Origin of the sequence: Candidatus Weimeria sp. HCP3S3_B5, assembly GCF_052064335.1 — a bacterium.
Lineage (GTDB): Bacteria > Bacillota > Clostridia > Lachnospirales > Lachnospiraceae > Weimeria.
The window spans coordinates 1-21,446 of sequence record NZ_JBQHVU010000007.1 but is presented as its reverse complement, the minus strand read 5'-3'; the positions used below and the strand labels follow the sequence as shown (position 1 = coordinate 21,446).

Annotated in this window: 24 protein-coding genes; 1 reads left to right on the top strand and 23 read right to left on the bottom strand. The window is 45.5% G+C overall.

What is annotated here, in order from left to right; genetic code table 11:
• Positions 1-27: 27 nt before the first annotated feature.
• The 5 genes from yihA to ACTNCK_RS04830 all read right to left on the bottom strand — a co-directional run bounded on the left by yihA (position 28) and on the right by ACTNCK_RS04830 (position 4,540).
• Positions 28-633 (bottom strand): ribosome biogenesis GTP-binding protein YihA/YsxC, encoded by a 606-nt coding sequence (yihA, locus tag ACTNCK_RS04850; protein WP_441081296.1) that lies wholly within the window; start codon positions 631-633, stop codon positions 28-30.
• The gene (gene clpX / locus ACTNCK_RS04845; protein WP_441081294.1) at positions 630-1,937 is read right to left on the bottom strand and encodes an ATP-dependent Clp protease ATP-binding subunit ClpX; all 1,308 of its coding nucleotides are present in this window, start codon (positions 1,935-1,937) and stop codon (positions 630-632) included. Before clpX ends, yihA begins: the two co-directional genes overlap by 4 nt.
• A 2-nt stretch (positions 1,938-1,939) precedes the next feature.
• Entirely contained in the window at positions 1,940-2,527 is a 588-nt protein-coding gene (clpP, locus tag ACTNCK_RS04840) for an ATP-dependent Clp endopeptidase proteolytic subunit ClpP (RefSeq protein WP_441081293.1), read from the bottom strand.
• 22 nt (positions 2,528-2,549) lie between these two features.
• Positions 2,550-3,899: a trigger factor gene (gene tig, locus ACTNCK_RS04835; protein ID WP_441081291.1), complete on the bottom strand. Its 1,350-nt coding sequence runs from the start codon at positions 3,897-3,899 to the stop codon at positions 2,550-2,552.
• Positions 3,900-3,988: 89 nt separating this feature from the next.
• Positions 3,989-4,540, bottom strand: a complete 552-nt coding sequence (locus ACTNCK_RS04830) for a DJ-1 family glyoxalase III (RefSeq protein ID WP_441081290.1) — start codon at positions 4,538-4,540, stop codon at positions 3,989-3,991.
• Between the two features lie 59 nt (positions 4,541-4,599).
• Here ACTNCK_RS04830 and ACTNCK_RS04825 point away from each other — a divergent pair, with 59 nt between their 5' ends.
• Positions 4,600-5,097, top strand: coding sequence for a CYTH domain-containing protein (locus ACTNCK_RS04825; protein ID WP_441081289.1), 498 nt, complete (start codon positions 4,600-4,602; stop codon positions 5,095-5,097).
• Here the strand turns inward: ACTNCK_RS04825 and ACTNCK_RS04820 are convergent.
• From ACTNCK_RS04820 to ACTNCK_RS04735, 18 genes are all read right to left on the bottom strand, one after another.
• Positions 5,084-5,617, bottom strand: a complete 534-nt coding sequence (locus ACTNCK_RS04820; RefSeq protein WP_441081288.1) for a hypothetical protein — start codon at positions 5,615-5,617, stop codon at positions 5,084-5,086. The two genes, ACTNCK_RS04825 and ACTNCK_RS04820, sit on opposite strands and share 14 nt — an antisense overlap.
• A 27-nt stretch (positions 5,618-5,644) precedes the next feature.
• Positions 5,645-7,597, bottom strand: coding sequence for an EAL domain-containing protein (locus ACTNCK_RS04815; RefSeq protein ID WP_441081287.1), 1,953 nt, complete (start codon positions 7,595-7,597; stop codon positions 5,645-5,647).
• A 19-nt stretch (positions 7,598-7,616) separates the two neighbouring features.
• Positions 7,617-8,414, bottom strand: coding sequence for a hypothetical protein (locus ACTNCK_RS04810; protein WP_441081286.1), 798 nt, complete (start codon positions 8,412-8,414; stop codon positions 7,617-7,619).
• A 9-nt stretch (positions 8,415-8,423) separates the two neighbouring features.
• Positions 8,424-8,600 (bottom strand): DUF4250 domain-containing protein, encoded by a 177-nt coding sequence (locus ACTNCK_RS04805; protein ID WP_441081285.1) that lies wholly within the window; start codon positions 8,598-8,600, stop codon positions 8,424-8,426.
• Positions 8,601-8,611: 11 nt separating this feature from the next.
• On the bottom strand, positions 8,612-9,904 hold the full coding sequence (gene purD / locus ACTNCK_RS04800; protein ID WP_441081283.1) for a phosphoribosylamine--glycine ligase: 1,293 nt from the start codon (positions 9,902-9,904) through the stop codon (positions 8,612-8,614).
• A 10-nt stretch (positions 9,905-9,914) separates the two neighbouring features.
• Positions 9,915-10,628: a phosphoribosylglycinamide formyltransferase gene (gene purN / locus ACTNCK_RS04795; RefSeq protein WP_441081281.1), complete on the bottom strand. Its 714-nt coding sequence runs from the start codon at positions 10,626-10,628 to the stop codon at positions 9,915-9,917.
• Positions 10,622-11,650 (bottom strand): phosphoribosylformylglycinamidine cyclo-ligase, encoded by a 1,029-nt coding sequence (purM, locus tag ACTNCK_RS04790; RefSeq protein ID WP_441081280.1) that lies wholly within the window; start codon positions 11,648-11,650, stop codon positions 10,622-10,624. The genes purN and purM overlap by 7 nt, the downstream gene beginning before the upstream one ends.
• Before the next feature lie 18 nt (positions 11,651-11,668).
• Positions 11,669-12,181 (bottom strand): 5-(carboxyamino)imidazole ribonucleotide mutase, encoded by a 513-nt coding sequence (gene purE / locus ACTNCK_RS04785; RefSeq protein ID WP_441081279.1) that lies wholly within the window; start codon positions 12,179-12,181, stop codon positions 11,669-11,671.
• Positions 12,182-12,195: 14 nt separating this feature from the next.
• Positions 12,196-12,528 carry a hypothetical protein gene (locus ACTNCK_RS04780; protein WP_441081277.1) on the bottom strand — a complete coding sequence of 111 codons (333 nt, stop codon included), beginning with the start codon at positions 12,526-12,528 and terminating at the stop codon, positions 12,196-12,198.
• Positions 12,525-12,980, bottom strand: a complete 456-nt coding sequence (locus ACTNCK_RS04775) for a VanZ family protein (protein ID WP_441081276.1) — start codon at positions 12,978-12,980, stop codon at positions 12,525-12,527. The genes ACTNCK_RS04780 and ACTNCK_RS04775 overlap by 4 nt, the downstream gene beginning before the upstream one ends.
• Positions 12,977-13,654: an orotate phosphoribosyltransferase gene (pyrE, locus tag ACTNCK_RS04770; protein WP_441081274.1), complete on the bottom strand. Its 678-nt coding sequence runs from the start codon at positions 13,652-13,654 to the stop codon at positions 12,977-12,979. Before pyrE ends, ACTNCK_RS04775 begins: the two co-directional genes overlap by 4 nt.
• 9 nt (positions 13,655-13,663) lie before the next feature.
• A complete protein-coding gene (locus tag ACTNCK_RS04765; RefSeq protein ID WP_441081272.1) occupies positions 13,664-14,572 on the bottom strand; it encodes a dihydroorotate dehydrogenase in 909 nt (302 codons plus the stop codon).
• A complete protein-coding gene (locus ACTNCK_RS04760) occupies positions 14,572-15,351 on the bottom strand; it encodes a dihydroorotate dehydrogenase electron transfer subunit (protein ID WP_441081271.1) in 780 nt (259 codons plus the stop codon). Before ACTNCK_RS04760 ends, ACTNCK_RS04765 begins: the two co-directional genes overlap by 1 nt.
• Before the next feature lie 18 nt (positions 15,352-15,369).
• Positions 15,370-16,293, bottom strand: a complete 924-nt coding sequence (gene pyrF / locus ACTNCK_RS04755) for an orotidine-5'-phosphate decarboxylase (protein WP_441081270.1) — start codon at positions 16,291-16,293, stop codon at positions 15,370-15,372.
• Between the two features lie 4 nt (positions 16,294-16,297).
• Positions 16,298-17,575, bottom strand: a complete 1,278-nt coding sequence (locus ACTNCK_RS04750; protein ID WP_441081269.1) for a dihydroorotase — start codon at positions 17,573-17,575, stop codon at positions 16,298-16,300.
• A gap of 34 nt (positions 17,576-17,609) precedes the next feature.
• The gene (locus ACTNCK_RS04745) at positions 17,610-18,263 is read right to left on the bottom strand and encodes a tetratricopeptide repeat protein (protein WP_441081268.1); all 654 of its coding nucleotides are present in this window, start codon (positions 18,261-18,263) and stop codon (positions 17,610-17,612) included.
• Between the two features lie 49 nt (positions 18,264-18,312).
• Positions 18,313-19,584, bottom strand: a complete 1,272-nt coding sequence (locus ACTNCK_RS04740; RefSeq protein WP_441081266.1) for an HlyC/CorC family transporter — start codon at positions 19,582-19,584, stop codon at positions 18,313-18,315.
• 94 nt (positions 19,585-19,678) lie between these two features.
• Complete coding sequence (locus ACTNCK_RS04735; protein WP_441081264.1) at positions 19,679-21,409, bottom strand: hypothetical protein; 1,731 nt, start codon at positions 21,407-21,409, stop codon at positions 19,679-19,681.
• Between the last annotated feature and the right edge of the window lie 37 nt (positions 21,410-21,446).

Sequence of the window (21,446 nt, the reverse complement as noted above, 5' to 3'; positions counted from 1 at the left end):
ATCATTTAATTGTTAAAAAATCAATAGCTACTGACCCTCATTCTCTATAACCTGATCCATCATATCAAGGACATCCTCTCTCCCCTGCTTTGTCACCGATGAAAAGGGAAGCACTATTATATCCCTGATTTCGATATGATCCCCTATAAAGCGCTCAATCCTTTCTATAGCGCGCGGGAGCTGACTGCGTTTCAGCTTATCGGCCTTGGTCGCTATTACCACTGTCTCGATACCCAGATAAGCAAGATAGTTGATCATTTGAAGATCCTGTTCTGTCGGATCATGTCTTATATCAACTAAAAGAAAAACAGCCGCTAACTTCAAAGAGCTGGTCAGATATCTTTCGATCATCCGTCCCCATTCCTTTGCAGTCTCGCGGCTGGTTTTGGCATATCCGTACCCCGGCAGATCCACAAGGTAAATCTGATCATTTATGTTATAATAATTGATAGTCTGCGTCTTTCCCGGCTTTGATGAGGTGCGGGCCAGCTTTGTCCTGTTCATAAGGCAGTTTATAAGACTTGATTTCCCTGCATTAGAACGGCCGGCGAACGCCACCTCAGGGTGGACATTCGCCGGCAGATCACTGGTAATCCCGCAGACTGTTTCAAGTTCAACGGTTTTTATATTCATGCGCTTTCCTGATCGCTATCCTTGTCAGATGAACTGTCCTGCTCTCCCATCTTCTGGTCAAGCAGAAGATGGGAATCAACTATCTCCTTTGTGATAGTAAGCTTGTCGATTTCATCATCTGACGGAATATCATACATATAATCCATCATCACATTTTCCATGATGGACCTTAAGCCTCTTGCTCCTGTCTTTCTCTCAAGAGATTTCTTAGCTATCTCCCTGATCGCATCATCCTCGAATTCAAGCTTAACGCCATCCATCTCAAATAGTGCCTGATACTGCTTTACCAGAGCGTTCTTTGGCTCAGTAAGAATACGGACCAGATCATCCTCGCTAAGCAGATCAAGAGAAACATTTATAGGTACTCTTCCAATGAATTCAGGAATAAGTCCGTACTTAACGAAATCCTGAGGTAGGGCAAGCTTTAACAGCTCGCTCTCTGACTTGTCCTCGCCTGCTGTATCCGATGTACTTGTCGCAAAGCCTATACGTCTGGTATCCAGTCTTGACTCTATTATCTTGTCAAGACCCTCAAATGCACCGCCGCAGATAAAGAGGATATTGGTAGTATTGATCTGGATCAGCTCCTGCTGGGGATGCTTCCTCCCGCCCTGAGGAGGAACTGAGGCATTGGTACCCTCTAGTATCTTAAGGAGGGCCTGCTGTACTCCCTCACCTGATACATCCCTTGTGATCGATACATTCTCACTCTTCTTTGTGATCTTATCTATCTCATCTATGTAGATGATACCAAGCTCTGCTTTCGGTACGTTATAATCGGCTGCCTGAATAAGCTTCAGAAGGATATTCTCCACATCCTCACCGACATAGCCTGCCTCTGTAAGAGTAGTCGCATCTGCTATCGCAAACGGAACTCCTAAAACTCTTGCAAGCGTCTGAGCCAGAAGTGTCTTTCCTGATCCTGTGGGGCCAAGCATGAGGACATTACTCTTCTGCAGCTCGACATCGGTCTTCTTGCCTGACAGAATTCTCTTATAGTGGTTATAGACAGCTACAGAAAGAACCTTCTTGGCCTCATCCTGGCCTATGACATACTGATCCAGGAAGGCCTTGAGCTCCTTTGGCTTCTGAAGATTGATCTCCATTCCTTCTGTCGAATCGATGCTTTTGAATGGAAGCCTGGAGTCGTCACCGAACTCCTCATCTATGATCTCAGAGCATATATCTATACACTCATCACAGATATAGGTACCGTTCGGACCCTCAATCAGCTTCCTGACCTCATTCTGTCTTCTTCCGCAGAAGGAACAGCGGATATCATTAGAATATTTTCTTCCTGCCATTATTACTCCTCGCGGTTGGTGATGACCTTATCTATAAGACCGTAATCGAGAGCCTCATCAGCAGACAAATAATGATCTCTATCTGTATCTGCAGCGATCTGCTCTACTGACTTTCCTGTGTTGGCTGCTAAGAGCTCATTGAGTCTTTTCTTGGTCTTTAAAATATTCTCTGCAGCGATCTCGATTTCTGTCGCCTGGCCCTTCGTTCCGCCTGACGGCTGATGGATCATGATCTCAGCATTTGGGAGAGCCATTCTCTTGCCCTTTGCTCCTCCTGCTAAGAGGAAAGCTCCCATTGATGCAGCAAGTCCTACGCAGATCGTTGATACATCGCACTTGATATACTGCATTGTATCATAGATGGCAAAGCCTGCAGTCACCATTCCACCCGGAGAATTGATATACAGATGTATATCCTTATTCGGATCCTCTGACTCAAGGAAAAGAAGCTGTGCCACAACCAGTGAGGCTGTAGTCTCATTGACCTCTTCCCCTAAGAAGATGATCCTGTCCTTAAGCAGACGCGAGAAGATATCATAGCTCCTCTCGCCTCTTGAATTCTGTTCTACGACATAAGGCATTGATGCCATTAGCTTTGCCTCCTTTTATTAATTAATCCTCTGACTCCTCTTTCTGACTGTCCTCATCGGAAGCCTTCTTAGAGGTCTTTCTCTTGGCTCTTTCCTTCACATGATCCATAACGAAGTCAACAGCCTTCTCTATCTTGATCTGCTCCTTTAAGGTGTCAAGCTCGTCATCTGTTACATTGGACTTCAAGTCCTCTGTCTTCATGTTGTACTGCTTGGCCATATCCTCGATACGCTTGTCGACATCCTCATCTGTAGCAGCAAGGCCCTCCTTCTCAGCAATAGCCTCAAGGCAGAGAGAGGTTTTGATCCTCTTTACAGCTTCAGGTCTGGTCTGCTCACGGAACTTATCGATTGTCATTCCTGTGAACTGGAGATACTGCTGGAACGAAAGTCCGCTCTGGGCGAGGTTTCTTGAGTAGTCATTTATTATATTATTGACCTGTGTGTCTACCATTGCATCAGGAATATCCATCTCTGACTTCTCGATGATCTTTGTCAGAGCCTCATCCTCCTTGGTGCGCTTTGCCTCGTTCTCCTTGGTCTTCTCAAGCTTTTCCTTCACATCAGCCTTGTACTCATCAACTGTGTCGAATGATGTGGTATCAGAAACATACTCATCATCGAGCTGCGGGATCTCCTTGGTCTTTACCTCGTTGACCTTAATGGCAAATACTGCCGGCTTTCCTGCAAGGCTCTTCTCCTGATAGTCCTCAGGGAATGTGACGTTCACATCAAACTCATCCCCTGCCTTGTGCCCGACGAGCTGGTCTTCAAAATTGTCGATAAAGGTATGTGACCCTATCTCGAGAGAATAGTTCTCGCTCTTTCCTCCTTCGAAATGCTCTCCATCAACTGAACCGTCAAAGTCGATAACAGCTGTATCTCCATTCTCGATAGCACCATCCTTGGTGATCGTGCGGGCATTTCTCTGAAGCTCAGCCTCAACCTGCTTGTCCACATCCTCGTCTGTAACCGTGGTGTCGATCTTTGTGACTGTGACACCATCATACTTTCCGAGTGTGACTGGCGGCTTTGTGGCAACCTCTGCTGTGAATATAAAATCCTTGCCCTTCTCTATCTGCTCTACATCGATCTTAGGGGAAGAAACTATATCCAGACCGCTCTCTTCATATGCCTTAGGATACTCCTGGCCAATAAGGATATTGGCTGCATCCTCATAGAAGACATCATCGCCGTATATCTGCTCAACTACCTTCATCGGTACATGTCCCTTGCGGAAGCCTCTGATAGAGATACGGTTCTTTGTGCGGTCATATGCCTTTTTGATGGCCTTGTCCAGCTCTGCTGAATCAACTGTGACTGTCATCTTAGACATATTTTTTGTGTCGAGTTGTTCTACCTTTACGCTCATCTTGTCTTAATTCCTCCTGGATATTATATGCACAGGGCATGAAAATCCCGTGCGACAAATAGATATTCTATCACAGGGAACATGAAATATCAAGCTTTATATACTACTGATCCTAGAATCTGCCCTGCCTTTTCCTTGCCACACAGATATTCTATTATGGCTCCAGCAAACGGAATCGCTGTTCCTAGTCCGCGGCTTGTAATCACATTGCCGTCCCTTACTACCTCATCTGTCTTCTTATGGGCTCCGGTAAGTCCAGCTTCCATACCCGGAAAGCAGGTAGCATTTTTCCCTTTAAGGACACCTGCTGCTCCTAAAACTGTAGGTGCTGCACAGATCGCAGCAACAAGCCTGCCCTCTGCCGCATATTTCTTTATCACAGAGATTACCCTTGAGTCCTCCTTCAGATGAAGGGTTCCCGGCATGCCTCCCGGCAGGATCACTGCATCATATGCATCATCATCGAAGTCGCCTATAGTACGGTCGCAGATAAAGGTCACATCTCTTGCACTAGTTACCTGTCTTGAAGCCTTTATGGATACCATATCCACATCGACCCCGGCCCTTCTTAGCAGGTCTGTCTGGATCAGAGCCTCACATTCCTCACAACCATCGGCTATCATTATCGCTGCTTTTGACATATCTGACTCCTTTCATTATAATCATTATTGATAATATTATTTTCAGATGAGGCATCACAATGGAAATAGAACGCAAATTCATGATCGATAAGGATCGTATTCCCTTTGACATAACCGCATTTCCCTCTCTTGTTATGAAGCAGGGATATATCCTTCATTCACCGGCTCTTAGAATAAGAAAGGAGAATGAAAAATATGTCCTTACCTACAAGGACAGCGGCGGGCTTTCAAGAGAAGAGATAAATGTAACTCTGCCTGAGTCTGCCGGCCTGAAGCTTTTTGGCAAGTGCGACGGCCATATCATCGAAAAGACCAGATATCTGATACCGTCTGGAAACAGAGATGACTCCACAGGCCGTGATCTTACTATAGAGCTCGATATCTTCCACGGGGATCTCGATCCGCTCTGCTATGCTGAGATAGAATTCGATTCCGAGAAGAGTGCTCTCTCATATGATCCGCCTGAATGGTTCGGGCGTGAGCTTACCGGTATTAAAGGCTATTCCAACAGTGACCTCTCTCTCTACGGGGCCCCGCAGTCACTCAGCCATTCCTAAGCCTGGTGGTCTCGAACCTTTTCCTGGTGGCTATGCAATGCAGCAGCTCATCTATACGATTCTCGATTGGGCCGTCATCTATTATGAAGTCGAGTGATGCAGCCATATTGTCAAGAACAGTATCATCTATTTCATTCTGCTCTGCCATCCGCTTTGCTATACGGAATTTTTCCTCGAAATCATCAGTGTCGAGAAAGGAGAGCATATCATTAAGCTCAGGTGATCCCTCCCCTGTGTCTATGGAATCCTCTTTAGCCTTCTCATCATCCACTTCACCGGCTGTTTCTGACTCTAAACGGCTTCTGCTGTCAGATACAAGGGCCTCATTTCCTGTATGGCCTGCCGCCTTCATTTTCTCCCGGAATCTATCCTTGGGAACTGCTATCCTAAGAAAATCACCGAACAGCTGCTGTATGATCACCAGATCACCTTCATCGCTGGCACTAATGGCTGTACAGGTCACCTGATAAAGCCTTCCGCCTGTATCCCTATATTTCTCTCCGGGAATAATCTGATTCATTATGCTTCCTTCTTTCTATAAAGCTTGTCATGCTGCACCGTTGAATCTTCTGACATAATTCAGGAATTCGTCTTCATGGACCGGCTTGGAATAGTAATATCCCTGAAGATATCTGATCCCGGCTGTTACCAGACGATTCTTCTGGTTCTCCGTCTCGACTCCCTCTACAACCGCTTCCTTTCTCAGTCCATGTATCAGCTCGATCATATTATTGAACAGGATCTCATTGTCATGATTCTTGAATGAATTCCAGAGAAAGCTCTTGTCTACCTTTATGATCCGAAACGGATACTTCATAATGTATGAATAGTTGGCATTTCCTGTACCGAAATCATCAAGAGAAAATGTAAATCCCATATCCAGAAGTTTTCCAAGTACATTCTCCATTGTAGACTCACTGTTAATAACCGCAGACTCTGTTATCTCGAGATTGATTTCATCGGATGTAACTCCGTACTTATCCATTATCCGGGCAAACCTGTCCGGGAGATTGGTATCCATACACTGGATAGTCGAAAGATTCACCTCAATGAACTCTATCCCCAGCTTTCTAGGATTATTCTCATAGATGAACCTGCACACCTTTTCAAATACTATTTCACCGATCTTTCCTACCATTCCAGCCTGTTCGGCGATCTTTATGAATTCCTCCGGAGAAACATAGCCAAGATCCTTGTCCTTCATCCTGACGAGTGCCTCCGCAGAATGTATCCTGTTTGTCGTGGAATCAAATATAGGCTGATAGAAGACCTCGAAGGTATTCTCATTCAAAGCCCTGTTTACAGCCACCTCGACCATGGTCCTTCTGGCATCCGACTTCATGACCTCTCCTGCAAAAAGCACTTTGCTCGAAGGCAGTTTCACATCGTATCCCCTGTCTGCAAAAGCAAGCATCTGTTCCATACGGCTTATATCATACGGCATCGATCCTATAAGAACCTGAGCTGTATATACTGCCGATGTATTCCTGTAGATCCATTCCCGCTTGAACCTGTCAAGGATATATGCTGCCTTGTCAAGCGCAGCCTCCTCTGTACTGTTGAACATCATAACAGCATAGGTCAGCTGTTCAAGATGATAAACATGAGTCCTGTCGCCGGAAAGCTGCGACATCCAGTTACCTATGGTCCTTATAAGGCCTGAGGTTATCTCCTCTCCCATAGTGACCTCATAGAGGTCATTCTTCCTGATACGGACAGAAATAATATAGGAGGTATAGTCGGTTCCATCAAACAGAAGCCTGGTCTCCCGCATCAGGGCAGCCTTGTTCATAAGTGATGTACCCTCCTCGAATGTCAGCATATCGTTTTCTATGTTGATATAAACTATCAGCATACATAGTGACTGAAGAAAGAGAGTAATCCTAAGGTGATCATTGAAGCAGGATATCATTATAGCCGCTACAAATCCAAGCATAACCTCTGTCACATATCTCAGGTCTCTCTGGGCAAAGTTCTTCCAGTTAAAGATGATGATTCCCGCAAGTACAGCGACATAGGCAATGACTAATCCGTAATATATAACCCCATACAGGGGACCATGTCTGTAGAGTCCGAGCGGACTATAGAAATAAAGCAGTTTCCTTAGAGGAGGAACGAACTCGAACAGGGTGAATATCATCTGAGGGATTGATATAAGGACAAAGTCCCTTCTGGTGACATTCCTGAAATTCTCAAGTATCTGCAGCAGATAAAGAGCCATGAAATAGTACAGAGTTTCCATTGAGTAATGGGCCAGTATAGTAATCGCAGTACTTGCCTGCATACCGGTAATCCATATACGGTTCCTTATCAGGGCATCAAGGTCCTGTCCGACAGTTGCTGTCATCATCAGGACAAGGATCGTGACAAAAAGCCTTGATTTGTTGTCCCTGGCCTTCTTTCTGCTAAGGAAAAAAATAAGGATAACCGCATCCATCAGGAATGCTGCTATATTAAAATTCAGATTATACTTTCCCGGAGTATAAATCATACCGATCATATCGCTCCTCCCTCTGGTCTTAATCCATAAGAAGATCAAGAAGCTTTTTTGAGGTCATAATATGTCTGCTGTTGTTTACTATACCGAATACAGGGACTGTATCCTTATAGATCCCGTTCTTCTTGAAGTAAGGACTGTCAGTTAAAACTATTCCTACAGGAACCGGATCATCCATCTTATTCGGATCAGGCATTTCGAAGGAATCAAGTGACTCCTCCTTCCTTGCCTTATTCGGATCCTCCTCCAGAGCATTACTTCCATCGGAAGATTCCTGTGTCTTTTTCTGAAGCTTTTTTACCTCTGTAATATCCACATAATAAAGCTGATCTTTGTATTTTTCAAGCTGGTCCTGACCAAGTACCTTTCTAAGATCACAGAAGCTTGCCAGATTGACATAATATCTGAAGTTCCACTCATCGCAGACCATTGCATCGAGGCTTCCCTTCATCATCTCTGCGCTTATAGCTGTATTGCTGCCTATATCCTGCTGGGTATACAAACCTCCTGGGGTCAGCATTCTATGCGCATTGATTTCTATGGTCTTCGCCGAAATATCTATATCTGCTGTCTTTGCAAGCTCCTGAATAAGCCCATCTATCGCTTCCTGATCACCCGCGCCGGTATTTATCATCTCAGCCTGATATGCAAGCGGCTTCTTTGTCAGCTGTGAATGGATAAGCACTGCCGCAAAGATCGCCAATCCTGCTATCACGAGGACCCAGATCAGGTAATAATGCATGAAGTAGCCTAGTCTGTGCTTTAGTGAGCTTCCTTTCTGCTTTTCCCATTGCTCTCTGATATCGTCTCTGACTGCCATCTGTATCCCTCAGACAAACTGATTCACTTCCGGATCATATTCATATCCTATAGCGCCAAGTCTTGCCTTGATCTCTTCCTCGCTCATGCTGAACTTGCCTGCAAGCATCTTCAGATCGGGCTCTTTATCCCTGAGCTGCATATTCACTATTGACAGAAGCATTGCAGGATCCTTTGGTAGTTCCACAAAAATCTCCTTTATTTTCCTGAGGCAGCCTCATCGATCGCATGACCTATATCGTGCCTCATATACTTATTACTGAAGTCAACCCATTCGGTAGCAGCATATGCCTTATCCCTTGCCTGGGCCAGATCAGCTCCAACAGCTGTTATTCCTAAGACTCTTCCTCCGTTTGTAAGGATAGTCTTTCCATCATCTGCAAATTTCGTGCCGGAATGGAAGCAGTAATACTCCCTGTTGTCAAATCTAGGATCCGAAAGTCCTGTTATAGGGAAACCCTTGTCATACTTAACAGGATATCCGTCACTTGCCAGGATCACACAGCATGCAGCATTATCCTCGAACTCAACCTTTATCTGGTCAAGTGTCCCGTCCACACAATGCTCCATAACATCTATTATATCTGTCTTCTGTCTCGGCAGTACGACCTGAGCCTCTGGATCTCCGAAACGGCAGTTATACTCGAGTACCTTAGGCCCCTCTGGAGTAAGCATAAGTCCAAAGAAGATCACTCCAACAAATGGTCTTCCCTCTGCTGCCATGGCATCCACTGTCTTCTGATAGATATGCTTTCTGCAGAACTCATCCACCTCTTTTGTATAATAAGGCGAAGGACTTATATTGCCCATTCCTCCAGTATTCAGTCCTGTATCATTGTCACCGGCTCTCTTATGGTCCATCGCCGAGCTCATAAGCTGGATAGTCTTTCCATCCGTATATGACAGGACTGAGACCTCCGGTCCCGTCATGAACTCTTCGATCACTATTGTATCACCGGCATCTCCGAACTTCTTGTCCTCCATAAGGGTCCTTACTCCCTCAAAGGCCTCTTCCCTGGTCTCACAGATTAAGACTCCCTTTCCGAGAGCAAGCCCGCTTGCCTTTAAGACTATAGGTATCTTTGCTGTCTTAAGGTATGACAGCGCCTCCTCTGGATCTGTGAAGGTCTCATATGAAGCTGTAGGTATACCGTACTTTTTCATCAGATCCTTGGAAAAAGCCTTGCTGCCCTCGAGTATGGCTGCATTCTTCCTTGGTCCGAATACCTTAAGTCCTGCTGCTTCAAACTCATCTACTACTCCGCCTACAAGCGGATCGTCCATTCCTACGATAGTAAAGTCAATCTGCTTTTCCTTTGCGAAGTCTACAAGCCCCTTGAAATCCATTGCAGGAATCGGTACGCATTCTGCTACTGAGGCGATACCGGCATTCCCCGGCGCAGCATATATCTTATCAACTCTTGGACTTTTGGAAACCGCAACACAGATTGCATGCTCTCTTCCGCCGCTTCCTATTACAAGTACTTTCATCAGTTCTCCTTTATCTGGCTATCTTAACAACATTGTCAGAAACTCTTATCCTGTCATGGGCCATAAGATCAATAGCTCCCGGCAGAAGCTTCCACTCTGCCTGCTCCATTATCCTTCTCTGCAGGGTCTGGGCTGTATCGTCGTCTCTTACATAGACACATTTCTGCATTATGATCGGACCTGTGTCGGTTCCCGAATCCACGAAGTGGACTGTCGCTCCGCTTACCCTTGCTCCCTTTCTTAGGACTCCCTCGTGAACATGCAGTCCGTAATATCCCTTTCCACAAAAGGCTGGTATTAGGGATGGATGGATATTTATTATCCGGTCAGGAAATGCCTCTACTATCTCAGGAGGTATCACGACTAAAAATCCTGCAAGAACGATCAGATCTACCTTTTCCTCCAAAAGCGCCTCGAGAAGGGCCCTGTTGAATTCTGCCCTGTCCTGAAATGACTTAGGGGAAATGCATCTGCTCTTTATACCGCAAAGCTCTGCGCGCTTTAATGCATAGGCATCGCTATTATTGCTTATTACAACAGCAATCTGGGTATCATTTATGACGCCCTCCTCCATTGATCCGCAGATCTCTGAGGCCGTACGCTCCTTATCCTTATCGAGGAGCCCTGAAAGTCCTGTCTGGCCCTTTTTTCCTCTCTCGATCGAATCTATTATGGCCTGAAGATTGGTCCCGCCGCCGGAGACAAGCACTGCTATCCTCAGCATAGTGTGACACCCTTCTCTCCTGACTCTATCTCTCCGATCACGAAAGGCTCATCTCCGGCAGACCTTGCTGCCTCCATTGCCTTATCAACGTCAGCTGCATCAAGAGCTAAGACCATTCCTATTCCCATATTAAATGTATTATACATCACATGAGAATCTATGTTGCCTTTTTTCTGCATAAGAGGGAAGATAGGCTGCATAGGATATGAATCCTTTTTGATCACTGCCCTTACTCCGTCATGCAGCATCCTCGGTACATTCTCATAGAAGCCGCCGCCTGTGATATGGCTTACCCCGTGAAGTCTTACGCCTGCGGCCTTTATAGCCTTAAGCGCATGAACATATATCCTTGTCGGGGCAAGAAGCACCTCTCCCAAACTCTTTCCGCCAAGCTCATCATAAACCGTATCAAGAGATTCCCTTGTCATCTCAAATACATTTCTGACAAGCGAGAAGCCATTTGAATGGATTCCTGTAGACTTAAGCCCTACAAGTACATCTCCGTCCCTTATCAGCTCGCCTGTGATCAGGTCCTTTCTGTCTGCGACTCCGACCGAAAATCCTGCCAGATCGTACTCATCCTCTGGCATCAGTCCCGGATGCTCGGCTGTCTCTCCGCCTATAAGAGCACAGTCCGCCTGCTTGCAGCCATCTGCAACTCCCTTTACTATAAGAGCTATCTTCTCCGGATAGTTCTTGCCACAGGCAATATAATCAAGGAAAAATAATGGCTCTCCGCCAGCACAGGCAACATCGTTTACACACATTGCGACTGCATCAATACCAATCGTATCATGCTTGTCCATTAAGAATGCAAGCTTTACCTTGGTTCCGCATCCATCTGTACCTGACAGGAGGACAGGATCCTCCATCCTGCTGATGCCTGACAGATCAAAGGCTCCTGAGAATCCACCGATTCCTCCAAGGACCTCCGGTCTCATGGTCTCCTTTACATATTTCTTCATAAGCTCGACTGACTTGTAGCCGGCCTCAATATCCACTCCGGAATTCTTGTAATCCATTTGCTTCCTTTCTCAGGCTTACTGTTCCTTTAAATATTCCTTGTAACCTATCTTATTAAGCTTCTCGTTCTTCTCCTCGACCTGTTTCTTAAGATTATTCACATAGGCCTTAAGCTTCTTCAAAAGCTCCTGATCTGATACAGCAAGGATCTTTGCAGCAAGGATACCTGCATTTACTCCGCCGTTAATGGCAACCGTTGCCACCGGAATCCCGCTTGGCATCTGTACTATAGAATAAAGAGAATCTACTCCGCCAAGATCAGAGGTCTTCATAGGTATTCCGATGACCGGCATAGGGAAAAGTGCTGCACACATTCCCGGGAGATGAGCTGCCTTCCCTGCTCCGGCAATTATCACCTTTACTCCTCTTTCCTCTGCTGTTTTAGCATAATTAAAAAACTCCTCAGGCTCTCTGTGAGCGCTTATCACATTGATCTCATAGCTTATGCCGAGCTCGTCAAGAACTCCGCAAGCCTTTGCCATGATCGGAAGATCCGAATCGCTTCCCATTACTACTGATACCTGTGCCATGTTAATAATCCTTTCTATTGTAATACTTTAAGTAACCCTGTTACATATAATATAACATTTCCTGCTAATGCCGCCACCGGCAGTATCACTCCAGCCCACCTTGATGAGGCAGAATAGCCCTCTCTTTTGAAGAACCTTATTCCAAAGCATACTGCTGCAAGACTCAGAACAAAGAAAATCATAGTGATCCCTGTCATTGTGCGGGAAAGCCTTCCTGCCACCACCTGATATGTCCCTGTAAAAATTACTAAAAGCCCTGCTGCACCTATGCCAGCGCAGACCAGTGATCTTACCGATACATTGCCTCTCTCTCTTCTTTTCCTACGTTTCAGCTGAACGCGGCTCATCTCTTTTTCCTCCGATGATAATGAATATAATAGACTATGCTTCCCAAAAGCGTCCCCATGGTATTAAGGATCACATCATCCACATCGCAGCATCCTACTCTCGTAAAGAGCTGTGTAAGCTCTATCGCACAGGAAAAAAAGAATCCGCTGAGTGTGACTGAAAGTATGACTGCCCTTGTCTTTCTACGGAAAAAAGTCATAAGAGCTCCATATGGCATAAATATCAGCACATTACCGGCAAGGTTTGTAAATGCCACATATGGCATTGTCTTTATCAGTCCTGCATATCTCTTTATCTCTCGAAACGGTGTCGCGTTATATCTTACCACGCCTCCTAAATTCCTGCTCCGCCACTCCATGAAGAAGAGGATGTAGCACATTGCGATAAGGTAAAGGATGAAAAGTATTATTCCTATTACCTTTTTCGCTCCGTCATATTTCTTCCTGCTCATCTTGCGGCGCCATACTCCTTGTAATAATCATCGATTCTTGACTTCATCGCATCATCTATTATAAGGCTGCCTTTATAGGGCTTATTGTAAAGGCATTCGACGACCTCCTCCATTGTAACGATAGAGGTGGTCTTCATATCAAACTCCTCTGCTATCTGATCGAGAGCTGCCTTATCAGAGCTTCCTCTTTCCATCCTGTCAACCGATACCACCAGCCCGATCACCGATGCCTGGGCCTGTGCCTTTATTATAGGATAAGTTTCCCTAATGGATGTACCTGCTGTGGTCACATCTTCTATTATCACGACCCTGTCGCCGTCCTTTATCGGAGATCCAAGTAGTATTCCCTTCTCTCCATGATCCTTTGCCTCCTTACGGTTGGCACAGTAGCCTGCATCGATCCCATGGTTCTCGCTTAAGGCTATAGTTGCTGCTACCGACAGAGGTATCCCCTTATATGCCGGTCCGAAAAGTATATCAAAGTCACTTCCGAAGCTGTCAACTATTGCCCTTGCGTAGTACTGCCCAAGCTTCTTCAGCTGGGAACCTGTCCTGTAGTATCCGGTATTTACAAAGAAAGGTGTCTTCCTTCCGCTTTTGGTAACAAAATCACCGAACCTGAGGACATTGCAGTCTATCATGAAATGGATAAAGTCTTCCTTATACTGTTCCATTATATCTCCTTATCTTACCGCGCCGACCAGATCGCTCACCTTATCTATGCAATGATCGTCCAGATAGCGTTCTATTCCGTCTATTATCTCAAGTGCCGCTGCAGGGTTATAAAAATTAGCTGCTCCTATCGCAACTGCATCTGCTCCGGCCAGCATCATCTCTACTGCATCCTGCCAGCTTTCTATTCCTCCCATGCCTATCACAGGGATCTTTACTGCATTCGACGCCTCATAGACCATCCTTACTGCTACAGGATGGATAGCCGGGCCACTCAGTCCTCCTGTCTTATTGGCAAGGGCAAAGCACTGTCTTTCTATATCTATCTTCATTCCTGTGATCGTATTTATAAGAGAGATACCGTCTGCGCCGCCAGCCTCTGCTGCCTTTGCGATCTCCTTTATGTCTGTCACATTAGGCGTAAGCTTCATAACGACCGGCTTATCTGTCGCTTCCTTTATCTCCCTCGTGATCTTCTCTACCATTGAAGGATCGGTCCCGAAGGCAAGGGCTCCCTGCTTTACATTAGGGCAGCTTATATTGATCTCGAGAAAGGATATTGCCTCGTCAGTAAGCTTCCTTACCACTTCAAGATATTCCTCCTCTGTATGTCCGCAGACATTAACACCTATTGCGGTTTTGCTTTTCTTCAGAAAAGGGAGATCCTTTTTCAGGAACCTGTCAAGACCCGGATTCTCAAGTCCGATCGCATTCAGCATTCCCGAGTGTGTCTCGGCTATCCTGGGAGACGGATTACCCTCCCAGGGAACTGCCGAAACTCCCTTTGTCACGACCGCACCAAGCCTTCCTATGTCAAAAAATTCGGAATATTCCTCTCCGCTGCCGAAGGTTCCGCTGGCTGTCATAACCGGATTCTTAAGCTTTACAAATCCAAGGTCACATGTCATATCCGGTTTCATCAGATCATCACCTCCGAAGCATCAAATACAGGTCCGTCCTTACATACTCTGGCCTTTTTTACATTGAGTCTGTCATTTATGTCTACTGTATCAACTGTACAGCCCAGACAGGCGCCGACTCCACAGGCCATTCTCTCCTCCATCGATACAAAGCATCTTATCTTACGGACCTCAGCAAACTTCTTTACCGCTCTTAGCATGCCTGCCGGGCCACAGGCATATATGACCTCAGCGGTAAGATAATTCTGCATTATGGCCTCTATTACGTTGCCCTTGAAGCCGTATTTACCACTTTCGGTCGCAACAAAGACCTTTGATCCTGTCCGCTCGAACTCCTTTAGAAGGAAGGGGAAATTCTGGTAGCCAAGGACTATCTTGCAGCTCTTAGGGAACTCTCTTGCCAGCTGCAGCATAGGAGGGATCCCGATTCCTCCTCCTATCACCATTACATCTCTTTCCGGTATATCTATTGGAAATCCGTTTCCCAGAGGCCCTATCATCTCTATCTGATGGCCTGAGGTATATTGCGAGAATTCTCTTGTTCCCTCTCCTGACACCCTGTATACAAGCCTTAGCGAGCTTCTCTCCCTGTCTATCTCGCAGATCGAGATCGGACGGGGCATAAGCCTACTGCAATCATCGCAGAAGAGATTTACAAACTGCCCTGCTCTCGCGTTCTTAGCTGAGGGAGTATTGATCCACATGCTGTAAATACCCTCAGACACTTCCTCCTGTCTGATGATAACAGCTTTTTCCTTTTCTCTGAATTCTACAGACATAATTTCCTCTCCGGCTGCCTATGACATAAGTGCAGTTCTGATGTCATATCTCATATCAAGAACTGCCGCTCTTGCTGCATCGGCAAAATTCCTTTCTCCGTACTTTTCATATTCCTTTTTTCTGTAGGCAGCGATTATGCCTCTTGAGGAATTGATGATAGCTCCTTCTCCATTTTCATCAAAGAAGCCCTTGAGATCTGCACCTGTCGCTCCCTGTGCTCCATAGCCTGGCACAAGGATAAAGGTATGCGGCATCCTCTTCCTTAGCTCATTGCCCATCTTAGGGTAGGTTGCGCCTACAACCGCGCCCACCTCTGAATATCTAGTCTCTACTGAAGGCTTCCCCCATTCCTCCACCTTATCTGCGACCTTCTGATAGAGAGTGGCATCTCCCATCTTCTGATCCTGGAACTCTCCGCTTGAAGGATTGGAGGTCTTTACCAGAACGAAAATACCCTTATCGTTCTCCATGCATGTATCTATAAACGGCTTTACTCCGTCTGTTCCAAGATATGGATTTACCGTTGCGAAATCTGCATCAAAAACCGGCAGGGTCCTTTTCCCTATGCTGATCCTTCCAAGATGGGCCCTTGCATAGGCCTCCGAAGTCGATCCTATATCTCCTCTCTTCACATCTGCTATAACTATAAGCCCTCTCTTATGAGCATACTCTATAGTCTTCTGATATGCTAAAAGTCCTGGAACGCCGAACTGCTCATACATTGCTATCTGAGGCTTTACAGCAGGAACAAGATCATAGACGGCATCGATTATCTCCTGATTGAAGGCAAGTACTGCGCCTGCTGCTCCCTCAAGCGTCTCTCCGCTTTCCCTGAAGGCTGCCTTCTGAATATACTCCGGAATAAATACCAGATTAGGATCCAGTCCTACTACTATAGGAGCTCCCTTCTTTTTGATCTCTTCTATCAGCTTTCCTATCATTTTTTTACCTTTCTGATGTTATCTTTCCATTTCTTACAGTCATTACAACCTGTCCATAAAGATCCCAGCCCTCAAAAGGAGTATTTCTCCCCTTGCTCTTAAACTCTGATGGATCCACCTTCCATTTTCTGTCAGGATCAAAGACAGCTATATCCGCCCATGAGCCGATCCTTATATCTCCACCACTTATGCCAAGTATCCTCGCAGGATTACAGCTCATCTTCTCTGCCATACCCATAGGAGTCAGATAGCCTCCCCTGACAAGGATAGTGTTCGTAAGCGCAGCAGCTGTCTCAAGGCCTACAATACCAAAAGGAGCCCTTGTGAAGTCCTTTTCCTTCTCCTCACTGGTATGCGGCGCATGATCGGTGCTTATGCAGTCAAATGTCCCATCCCTTAAGCCCTCTCTAAGCGCCATGACATCCTCCTCAGTACGGAGCGGTGGATTCATCTTGTATTCTGTTTCAGTAATGGACTTTATGCTGCTGGCATTTAATGTGAAATGATGTGGGCAGACCTCTCCGCTTACATGTATTCCCTTCTCTTTTGCCAAAGCAAGATATTCTCTCGCACCGGCTGTAGAGCAATGGCACAGATGGAGCGAGACTCCGGTCTCTCTTGCAAGCATAATATCCCTTACTGCTATTATATCCTCTACTTCATTTGAAATGCCCTTGAGCCCAAGCCTTCCTGCCTCAGAGGTATTGATCACTCCTCCCTCTACAAGTGCCTTGTCCTCACAGTGGTCAAGTATGATACCGTTATTCTCCCTTATGATCTCCATGGCCCTGCGCATAAGAGCGGAGTCCATCACCGATCTGCCATCCTCACTGAAAATAAAGCAGCCGGCACTCATAAGCCCCTCAATATCCGAAAGCTCCTCGCCCTTAAGGCCCTTTGTGATCGAACCTGCCTGCATGACTCTTACCTTGCCATAGTTTAAAGCCTTGTCGATCACATATTGGTATGTAATCGGATTGTCAACGACTGGAGAAGTATTCGCCATTGCGACTATAGTCGTAAATCCACCTGCCGCCGCCGCATCACATCCGCTCTCGATAGTCTCCTTATCTGTCTGGCCTGGATCCCTTAAGTGTACATGCATATCAATAAACCCCGGCATAACCCAGCAGCCCTCTGCATCCTTTATACAGTCGGCCTCTGAATCCATAATTCCTGTTGCGATACGCTTTACTCTTCCATCCTCTACCAGAAGATCCGCAATCGCATCAAATCTGTCTGCCGGATTGATTATCCGTCCGTTCTTAATCAATAATCTCATTGTACTTCTCCTAAAACCGCCTTGTATGAAATCATCAGGACTGAAGCTTCAGAAAGGCTTCCTCCTTTTTCATATCCGTATCATCAGGATACTGGATCAGATAGCTTTTAGCAAAATGAAGCGCACTTGCAAAATCGCCTTTCTTCTCATAGCCTATCACCCTGAGCCTCATGACCTTTTTCTGGGCCCTCGCCTCCTTTGGCATCTCCTGATAAAAATCCTCTGCGGTCTTATCCATACCCTGTGAAATCAGTGTCTCGTAGGCGCTTACATAGAGTGAGCTATTCTTTGAAAGAGCACAGCCCTTCTTAAGATCAGCAAGAGCCTTAGTGGGCTTTCCTATATCAGCATATATCAAGCCTCTAAGAAAATAAAGCCTGTAATCCGCCTTATCAAATGCGATCAGGCCGTTTATAGTATTTATTGCATCCCCGTTCTTACCGAGCTTATGCTGGGCCGAAGCCTTATAAAGTGCAATATCCTTCTCATTCCTTCCTACCGTGGAGGAAAGGGAAAGGGCCTTATTGAAGCTCTTCAGCGCCTTACTGTATTCCTTTGTATCCATCTGCTCTATCCCCTGCCTTTTATACTCATCCTGCTGCTTCTGCCTGCCGCAGGAGGTAGCTGTAAAGGACATAGTGACAAGAAGCATTGCCGTTATCAGTCTTACTCTGCTATATTTTTTCATAGTAGTCTAATTATAACAAAAACAAGCCCCGAATAAAAGGGCTTGTTGACTATTCATCTTTATCCTTCCTGGTCTCCTTATCCTCCGGAATACGGATCTTTACCTTGATTATCCTCTTTCGTCTGACGACTGAGGCAGTAAGGATCACGCCCTCCTTAGTCACATAGCTTTCCCCTACTCTTGGAAGATGATCAAAGAGTCCCAGCAGATATCCTCCTATCGTATCATAGTCATCCGACTCAAAGGGTAGGGAAAGCTCGTCCCTTAAATCATCGAGGTTCATGCTTCCTAAAACCGTATACTCACCGGGACCCGTCTCTACTATCTCATCCTCCTCGGTCTCATCGAACTCATCCTTAATATCTCCGACAAGCTCCTCAAGAAGATCCTCAAGCGTAACTATTCCTGAAACTGATCCATACTCATCTAAGACTATGGCCATATGGATCCTTTTCTTCCTCATCTCATCGAAAAGGTCATCAGCATTCTTAAATTCGTAGGTAAAGAATGGCTTTCTGATATGCTTTCTGATAAGAAAGGGCTCCCTTTCGTCCCTCGTAAGCAGGTCCTTCATGTTCAGGACTCCTATTACATGATCCGTATCCTGCTCATAGACCGGAAACCTGGTATACTTATCCTGCATAAATACGTTCCTTATCTGGGCATATGACCAGTTTACGTTTATCATTGTCACATCGATCCGCGGAATCATCAGCTCCCTGACCTCTGTGTCTGAGAAATCGAAGAGATTATTGATATAATCCTTCTCATCGTTTTCTATTGCTCCGCTCTCGTTTCCTACATCTACTATGGTCCTGAACTCTTCCTCTGTCATCTGGCTCTTTTCTGATTTATTGGCTCCTATCAGGAAAAGTATACCGCTTACTATATGGTTCATCACAAAGATCAGAGGTGTAAGCACAATGGTCAGTGCGTATATGATCCCTGCTACCCTCAGTGAAACTGAAAGCGCCTTTCTCGCTGCCAGATTCTTAGGCGTCACCTCTCCGAATATAAGCACCAGAAGGGTCATTATTCCAGTCGCTATTCCTGCTCCGGCACTGCCGAACAGATCCATGAAAATGACTGTTGCAAGAGATGATGCTGAAATATTAACTATATTATTGCCTATAAGTATAGCTGAAAGCATCTTTGCAGTATTGCCGGTCACCTTAGCTACCATCCTGGCCTTTTGATCTCCTGCATCTGCCATTGTACGTATCTTAAACCTGCTTACTGTCGTAAGAGCCGTCTCTGATGAAGAGAAGAACCCTGAAAGAGCAATAAGGATTACAAGTATTACTATCTGAACTACGATCATTCTGTCTCCATTTACCGCTTTAAAATACGAAAACCTTTATCGGAGACAGTATATCACAAAACCGATCCTTTTTAAAATAATTTAGTCCTTACTCTCATACGCATTCTCCCCTGTACTCCTTTCCATTATAGTAAATGACCGGATATCTTCCTTTTACGACAAGGTCATTTCCTGTGGCCTTTATAGAAATGACTTCTGCTCCCTCATGAACATAAACCTTCTTTTTTGAGCCATCAGCTCTTTCTATCATTATCATATATCCGCTTATGCCCTGATCCGGGAGGAGTGAAATCTCTTTCTGATCTCCCTCCTTTATCTCCTGGTCTATTGCCTGCTGTGGGAGCAGATAGGCCGCCTCTATCCTGTCTGAATCAAGATCAAATTTCTTTCCATCCAGAGTCATAAACTCTGTCCTTACCATATAAGAATATACTCCGCTTTCACCTGGCGAATGTAGATACTCACCTGTATCACTATCCTGCTCCTTTCCTGCAAGTATTATCCTCTCCTCTTCTCCCTTCTGACGGAATACCTTCCTGATAAAAAGCTCTGTCTTAACAGCACGGTGATCGCTAAAGTATTCTATCCTGTTTCCTGCTGCAGAATATATGTCCTTCTGTTTTGTACTTATGATCACAGGAGACCTTATATCAAGGGTCATTCCCTCCTTTGTCTCTGAAATAAGACTGGCATAGACAAGACCTGTGTCCTCTGATCTGATAAAGGCTTGTGCCCATATTCTGTATTTTTCTCCATCCCTAAGTCTTTGATCAGAGATCACTATATTCTTCTTGTCATTGAAATCCGAGTGCATAAGAGTACCAACGACTGCCTGATAGAAAATACGTATATAATCAGCCCTTGTATCATCAGCAGGCTCTACTCCAAGGGACCTGCATCCCGAAACTATACCCTTTATCTGCGGCTGCCTTAAAAAGCCTGTCTCAAGAGTCTTCGAATACTCACTTACCTCCGTAGGATCCTTACTTCCTAATTTTGATCCTCTGCTTTTTATCCTGTACTGATAAACGCCATCCTTTTCTGTTGTCTCTTTGAATGTGAGGACCTTGTCACCGGTATTTCTTATGATTTCCTTCTGGCTCCAGTCTGAGTCCTTACCAGACTTTCGTCCTTCAACTATATATTCTTCTGCATACTGATCGGCTTTTATTGAGATCCTTACCTCGAAGCATTTACCTCTGTCCTCAGATGATATACTGCACCCTGGCGCTCGAAGTGATTCCGTCCTTGCACTTCCTGAAATGGTTCTTAAATAACTTCCTCTGTAGTAGAGATCTGCTGTGACATCATATCTCTTCCCAGGGCGAAGGGAATCTATGATCACTGAGGATGCCATCCTTTTTCCCGCTTCCCGGTTAAGTGAAATAGTCTTCCTTTCCATCGTATCCGTGCATGTCAAAGTCAGACCTATCCTGTCTGTCTCGGATTTCAGATCATATGTCACCTTTAAGGATGAGAGGCCCTCCTCTATAAAAAGTGGTTTATTCCTGTCATTATCCGCAAGCATTTCACTGTATACCCTGTTTTTTATGAACCTGCTCTGCCACCTGGCTCCATCAGATCCACTTCCATATAAAAGCTCCCTTGAGGCCTTTATATCGTCATTTGAAAAATGCCATTTCTGGGTGTAGGCATCTGCCTTGAATGCCCGGTCTAAAAGAGCAGAGTATCCCTCCTCTGTCCATACTGATCCCTCTGTCAGACTATCCCTGGAAACCTTGTCTATATGTGAGGCTTCATCAGTTTGTGTGGGTAAGTAGTAGCCTCGGCTACACACCCTATCCTTGTTCTGCTTGACTGCCAACTAGCTGGTTGGATGCCCTGTGTCAAGGGTTTCTGCG